Consider the following 7011-nt stretch of genomic DNA (forward strand, 5'->3'; position numbering starts at 1 on the left):
ATAGGTAGTATTGCATCCGACGCTTATCCACGAAATTTCCCCTATTAGGCGCGCGCCGGATGGCAGGGTATAAATCGACCCAGATAAGTAAGCCGGCGAACGAAGTCGAATTCGAGGAAAATTGCGTCGTACTTTTCAAAGCGATACTTAAAGACCCAAACGTTGAACGCCTTGGTACGCGAGGGCAAATCCAGGACGGGGTTGATATTGTCGGGCATCGAGATTGCGACCCTAAAAAAATTGTTGGAATCCAATGTAAGTTAAAATCGGGAAACGCAAAACTAACCAAAAAAGAAGTTACCGACGAGATAAAAGTTGCGTTAGAATACGACCCGCCTTTGAGCGAATACTTTATTGTCTCTACGTCAAAAAACGATACACGGTTAACTCAATTAGCTCAACACATAATGCAGGAACAAGCAGCCTCCGGCCGGGTTGTTCAAATCGAGATTTGGGGTTGGGATACTCTACAGGAGAATATTAGACAGCACGAAGCGGCGCAGTCTGCTTTCGACCCCGGATTTAGCCCCAGCATTGAATCGCAAAATCGCAAACTAGATATTCTGATAGCGGGCCAAGAAAACCAAGCTTCGCATGAGCAGGTGGCAGCGCTCGCCAAGAGCATCGATAGGCTAGGCGCGGACACCCAAGCGCGGCTCCCAGCCAAATATGCCGATCGCGAATTGAAAGAAGGCCTGTCTAAGATACTTCAGCTACGGGGTTTCCAGATAGCGAACGTAGCAGGCGCGCTCGCTGACCTCGCAGACAGGGTTATAAGTGGAGACCTGTCGCTCGGCGCAAACACGATTCGGGCGGAGGTCTGCGATCGTGCTGCGCGTGCCAATGCTACGGCGGACAGGCTTGTTGATGCGAAACGGTACCGGACCTTTGCAGCGGAGCTTGATCCTACCCGCGACTTGTTCATCACCGACGCATTATTGAAGGGTGCCGAAGGCGATCCATCAGCGACGTTGCGCGAATTGAAGCTGCGAAGCGATCCTGAAACGCGCTCGACTTTGTTGACGGCTATCGTTCAGCAGCTCGGAGCTGCGTCGGCCCTTCAATGGGTGCGTTTAGAGCGTATTGGGCCAGCAGATTTGACCGCCGCCGGCGCCGTAAGCTTAGTAGTCACAGAAATAGATGAAAGCGATTTCGAGGCTGCGTTCGACCACGTTGCTGAAGTGCCCGAGGCATATTTTCACGAGTGCCCGGTGCTTCACTTGTTACGTGCCCAACTCACACTTGCATCCATCCTGCCGGCTGATCAGAAGGGAGCTCTCTTCCAGGGGCTGCCCTTAGACCCCAAAAGCCTCCGACTCGCGAGCGGACCCAAAGGTGAGGACAGGATAAAGGAGGCAGACGCCGACATTCGAAGCCTGCTCGCCCAAACGGACGAACTTGGCCTTGAGGAACTGGGAAACCTTCTTCGAGAATTCGATCTCTGGCTTCGACTCGAAGGAAGCCAAACACGGGATGAGGCCCTGAAACAACTCTCGGCTGAAATCTCTGATCCCAACAAAACTTTGCACCGGGTACGCCTGGCGCTCGCCTATGATGTTTCCTTTAATCAAGATGCCCTCAGTCGCCACTTACTAGCGCGTAAAGAGCTTGGCGGCTGGACCGCAGACGAACGGTTTGCGGCCTTCCTGATGGCCTACCACAGCCATGACCCCCGTAAGATTCGTGAGTTTTTTGAGAAACATCACGACGATCTTTTTGCACAGACCGATTTGGTAAGGAGCGCGCTCGCCGCAATCGAGATCGAGATTTTTGCCCGCACAGGCTCTCTGGACGATGCACGCCGCCTAATCGCATTGCATCGAGGACCACATCTAAACGGCGATCAGGCACGCGATCTTGAGGAACTTGTTGATCACATAGAGAAGGGGGACGAGGTTGAGAGCTTGCGACATCGCTATGCTGAATCGAAATCTCTGCCCAACTTGCGATTTTTGCTAGCAGCTATCCGAGTCCGGGGCGAGGCCAAGCTATTGGCTGAATACGCGCCGATTCTAGCGAAAGAAACTAAGTCGCAGGAGGATTTCGACCTCGCAATCAAATCTCTTTTCAGGAGCGAACGATATGCTGAAGTGGTCGCGATTGCCGAAGAGTTGCCAGACCTTTTTGCTCTGGACGACGAGTACGCTGCAATCAAGGGCTGGTCGCTCTTCCAGCTAGGGTCGATTGTCGAGGCTCGGACGATTGCACGCGAGCTTCTGACAAGACGGAAGGTCGCAGGCGATCGAGAACTCGCGATCAACACCGCTATCGAGACCGGCGATTGGGGCAACTTACAGGCTATCCTAGCACAGGAAGCTTCTCGCGCGGATGCGCTTCCGACACATGACCTTCTCCGCCTTGCTCGCTTAGCTTTGGAGGCTGGCAGCCCTTACGTCGACCATTTTCGTGATGAAGCGCTTCGCAAGGCTCCCGATGATCCCCAGGTCAACCTCGCAGCGTACCTGCTGGCAACGGGACGCGGCGAAGAATACAAAGGATCGAAACCCCGAGAATGGTTTCAGAAGGCCGTTGATCATTCCGGTAGCGAAGGTCCGGTGCAGCGTATGTCGATCAAGGAGGTGATCGATAGAGCGCCGGGTTGGGAGGAGCACACCGAAAAAATCGATCAATTGGTGCGGCATGCAGAAATACCACTGTTTATTGCCGCAAAGGGTGTTCGCCGCCAGTTACTCGACCTGACCCTAGGGCAGGCTCTTCGTAACTCTGATCCATACGATTTGCGTATCAACTATCCGGTCTTTGCCTTCTCAGGCTCGCGCCCTCGCTACGATCTCACACTGGCAAAGACTGTGGCCTTTGACATCACCGCATTGATAACACTCGACTATCTCGGGTTGGCAGAGGAGGCGCTGGCATTCGTACACCGGCCTATCATAGCGCCCAAAACGCTGAGCATGCTGTTCATAGATAGGCAGTTTCTCAAAGTCCAACAGCCGTCGGAAATGGCGAAAGCGCGGCGGATTCAAGCTCTTATCGCATCGGGACGCGTGACGGTTGTTGCCGATAGCAACGGGGATCGTGCGGCCGCAAAGGAGATCGGTCGCGACCTTGCCGCGCTGCTCTCTGTGGCGCAACGTGATGGGGGTTTGGTCGTCAGAAGTGCACCCGTCGCGAAACTTGGCACGTTTCTTGAGGATACGGCTGACATGACTTCCCACCGCAGCGTCCTGACAGATACGTTATCGGTTCTTTCCTTCTTGTCTGGCTCCGGCAACCTAGACGCGGAAACGAAGAGAGCTGCGGAGGCCTACCTCACCCACGTAGATGTTGGTTGGGAGACTCCACAAACAATCACTCCCCAATCGACGCTTTATCTAGATGACTTGGCCGTTGTGTACCTCGATTATGTAGGGTTGCTAGATGTTTTGACCCGATCAGTTAAGGCGGTGTTTGTTCATGTCGACTTGGACACGAGAACAAGGGAAACTCTACAGCATGGCAAGCACGTAGATGACTTGCTTAGCGCTATCGAAAGGATTCGGGCAAATGTCAGCACAGGCGTGGAAGCAGGGCGGCTCACCTTCTCGGCTCGGCACAGAATCGACAACGGGAATGATGAAGAGCACGAAAGGGACGAGACCTTCGACTCCTCACCAACTTTGGACCTCGTGGCCGACCTTTCACAAATCGAGGTTGTGCTTTCTGATGATCGGTGTCTCAACAAACGTCCGGCTTGGGTAGACAGTTCCAAACGCAGTGCATACTCGGCCTCAACGCTCGACATTCTCGCAGCTTTGAAGGACAGCGGCCGAATTGACGCTCAAGTTTACTGGCGCAGCCGCCATAGACTGAGGGAAGCTGGGTACTATGCCGTTCCATTTGAAGCGGACGAACTGCTGCATCACCTTGCCGCCGCTCCTGCAGTCGTTGATGGGAAGATAGCTGAAACGCCCGAGCTAAAGGCGCTGTCGAAAAGTCTGACGCTGCCCCAAATAAACAGTGCTTTTGTCCCTGAGGAGGTCCTGTGGCTTATCAGTGCCCGGTTCGCAGCCTGCTCCGCCATCAGGGAGATTTGGAGTAAAGCGGATGACATTGACCGGGCGGAAGCGTGTGCCAACTGGCTCATCTCATTCTTGCCCGATCCTTTGGAATGGTGCGTGGAACCTGGGAATGAGCTGGCCTGGGCCGCTTCCCGGCAACAGCTCGCAGTCCAATCCGGGCTCATGATGATTTTCGTCTCTGGGACACGCCAGAGACGGCGCCGATATTTCGAATGGCTCGACAAAGCACTCATTGAGCCGTTGCGACACAATCATCCTGAAATCTGGGATGAAGTCCTCGATTTCCTGAAGGCGCACCTTGTTAGGTTAGCAGAGGTCGATGAAGATGAGCCGTGACGCGATTGACCTGCGGTTTGCGCTTCTGGTCAACCCTCTCCCATCAGAAGTGCGCAGCAAGCTTCTGTTGGATGAAGGTTTTTGCGCGAATTTTGGAATCGAGCCCCAATTCTGGTTCCCACTTAACGATGTTAGCTCGGTAACTTCCGACAGCTTGCACCAAGCACTGCGAGGGGCCATTGCGGGCAAAAAATCGGCTTTCCTGAAAACTCAGAGCGGCCCGGATATCCGCGCGGAGTTGGGTATGGGCGACGAAGGACAAGCCACACTTGTGATAGATCAGAAAGGATTCGCTTTTTCCGACGCCGATCTTCTGAGCGACGAACGCGACACCCGCATCAAAGCGCTGACGCGTGTCTTCGCAGCAAAGCCTCTTCGGGGCGACGAAGAGGAGAAGTGGCTGGCGATTGCGGGCGAAAGAGCGCTCACCGACCGCGAATACGTGACACTTAAGACGGCATTAGCCGCTACCCCTGAGGCGATCAAGACGCAGTTGCGGGCCGCGCAGGAGTTGGATGTCGATTCCCTCATGCCAGATGAACCGGACTACTTCGGGCGACTTATCGCGCCGCTTAGCGACTCAAGGGACCTGGAAACATTCAACAGGTCCGAACTCGCCACAGCGCGTAAGAGCCTAGTAGAACGGCAGCCTAAACGAGCATTGCGGCGAATAGCATTTGCCGCGCTATGGCAACCACTAATTCCTTTTGAGATCTTGGCCTCGATTGGCTCCTCAGATATCTCGTCACTGCTTGAGGCGAATGATCCGTTCAGCCTCTTGTGCGGCTTCGAGTTGTGTAGGCAGCTGCTCCAGTCGGACCCAGCATTCGTCGAGCTTGGCACCTCATTCTTAAACAAGCTGCTGGTCGATCCCATTGCAACCACCGACCGTTGCAACATCTTCTGCGCAATGACACTAGTTAGCACCATCAATTTACGACGGGTTGCGAGGGCGTCGAATGCTCCCGTTTTTTGGGTTCGATTGGCAGCGCTTGCCCACGCGGGAGTATTGACGAATGCGCTGTACGATTTACCCAGCTCCGAAGATTTCTTGAACTGGGCAACGGAGAAATTCTCTTCGACCTATTTGTGGCACGGAGTGATTGATCGACGAGATGCACCGCGATGGAGGCCAGAATGGATCAGTCCCGACCACCTCTTTGCGGAGCTTGTTGGCCGTGCGCTAGGAGCACTTGCAACGATCCCCGCTACCGAACGCCCACCTACGTGGGTTGCTGCGATTGAGGCTGCAGTGGCGCGCCTTGAGGAGTCAAAAAAAGTCATTGCAGCGTACTTCCCTGGACCTTTTGACGATTTCAGAGAGTATCCGTTGGTTTCATCCCAGATGGATGTCTTCAATGACGTTGAGTCCAATCTGGAGGCAGCATGGGCGTTGGATGAAGTCCCTGGAGTAGTCGCGCTCGCGAATACGGCTCAGCCATCACAGCGCTTCATTGCGAATGTCCTGCGCATTCTCAACCAGCCTGTTGACGAACCGATCGCTAAGGTGGATGAGCTTTCCTTCCTGGGACTTGGCGCGCATGTCTCTGCTATTTCGCGCAGCGAGCCGATTGCGGAGGCTGTCATCAACCGGTGTATCTTCTTGGCGAGAAATAGCGAGCCAGCAACAGCGCCATCGGACCTGTTCATGATAATGGCAGAGGCTTGCGCGGCCCACGCTGACCCGCAAAAGCACCGTGAGCTACTCGGCGCGACGGCCACAAAACTGTGCTTTGCGATCAATGATAGCCAAGCCCTATCCGGCATCGGTAGCATACTTGACGTACTCGGACGCCGAGACGAACGGCTAATTCCAGCTCTTTCTAGGGCACGGGCAATCATTCGTGCCAAGCTGGCTGTTGACCCTCGGAAATTGAGTTGAGGCTGCAGTGCCGGGACTGCCCATCGCACGGTAGGGCTGATCGCACCGCGCTGATGCTTGGCGCGCCGGGCAGCATTATGTCTACCGCAGCCATTCCTGCACTCATGCCCCGGGCATGGCTTTGCTGGGCGACGCGTGCTGATCCGGGGCGCTGTAGCTTTTCGGCGTCGCTGCCAAGTTCGGCGCGAGCACAAATCGTTTACCAGGTAACGAGAGCCCCGCCCCCTCACACCCCCAGCGTCGGGTGCGTATTCACCTCCAGCGCCTCCTCCGCCTCGTCCTCCTCGCCCAGCACCTCGCCATGCACGCCGAGCGCGCGGCCGATCCAGATCGGGTCGATCAGGTGGTCGCGCTTGGGGTTGGTGGTGTTGGGGTGGATGAGGATGCTCAGGCCGCCGTGGTTCAGCATCAGCCAGGGGACCAGCGTGGCGAAGATTTCGGTGGCGAAGGAGACCTGGTACATGGCCTGCTCGTGCGGGCCGACCGGCTCGTCGCGCCAGTTGCCGAGGCGCACGCGAAAACGCTCGCCGATGCGCTGGCGCAGCCATTCGGCGTGCCGGCGCTGCGCCTCATCTCCGTAATAGATGTGAGCGTGATAGCTGGCGATTTCCGAAAGCGGTCTCGGATCGTGCGGCCTGGCTTGATTCATCGCGATTCTCCCCTCCCCGATGGTTCCAGTCTGTCGTGAGGAACTCTAGAGCGTTTCATAGCTTGATTGAATCAGAAGGGATTCCCGGTCGGTCGGATTTGTGATTCAAGATGCTGGCTGGA

At 55.5% G+C, this 7011-nt stretch carries 3 protein-coding genes; 2 read left to right on the plus strand and 1 reads right to left on the minus strand.

Features of this window, described 5'->3' with window-relative positions; translation table 11 throughout:
* Positions 1-59 precede the first annotated feature (59 nt).
* Together LB515_RS24355 and LB515_RS24360 are read left to right on the plus strand one after the other, a co-directional pair.
* Complete coding sequence (locus LB515_RS24355) at positions 60-4358, plus strand: hypothetical protein (protein WP_224709211.1); 4299 nt, start codon at positions 60-62, stop codon at positions 4356-4358.
* Positions 4342-6240, plus strand: coding sequence for a hypothetical protein (locus tag LB515_RS24360; protein ID WP_224709212.1), 1899 nt, complete (start codon positions 4342-4344; stop codon positions 6238-6240). The genes LB515_RS24355 and LB515_RS24360 overlap by 17 nt, the downstream gene beginning before the upstream one ends.
* Positions 6241-6466: 226 nt before the next feature.
* On the opposite strand, the gene LB515_RS24365 is transcribed toward LB515_RS24360, so the two are convergent.
* Positions 6467-6889, minus strand: coding sequence for a DOPA 4,5-dioxygenase family protein (locus tag LB515_RS24365; protein WP_224709213.1), 423 nt, complete (start codon positions 6887-6889; stop codon positions 6467-6469).
* Positions 6890-7011 lie beyond the last annotated feature (122 nt).

Source organism: Mesorhizobium sp. CA15 (genome assembly GCF_020165215.1).
In the GTDB taxonomy this organism is placed as follows: Bacteria; Pseudomonadota; Alphaproteobacteria; order Rhizobiales; family Rhizobiaceae; genus Mesorhizobium.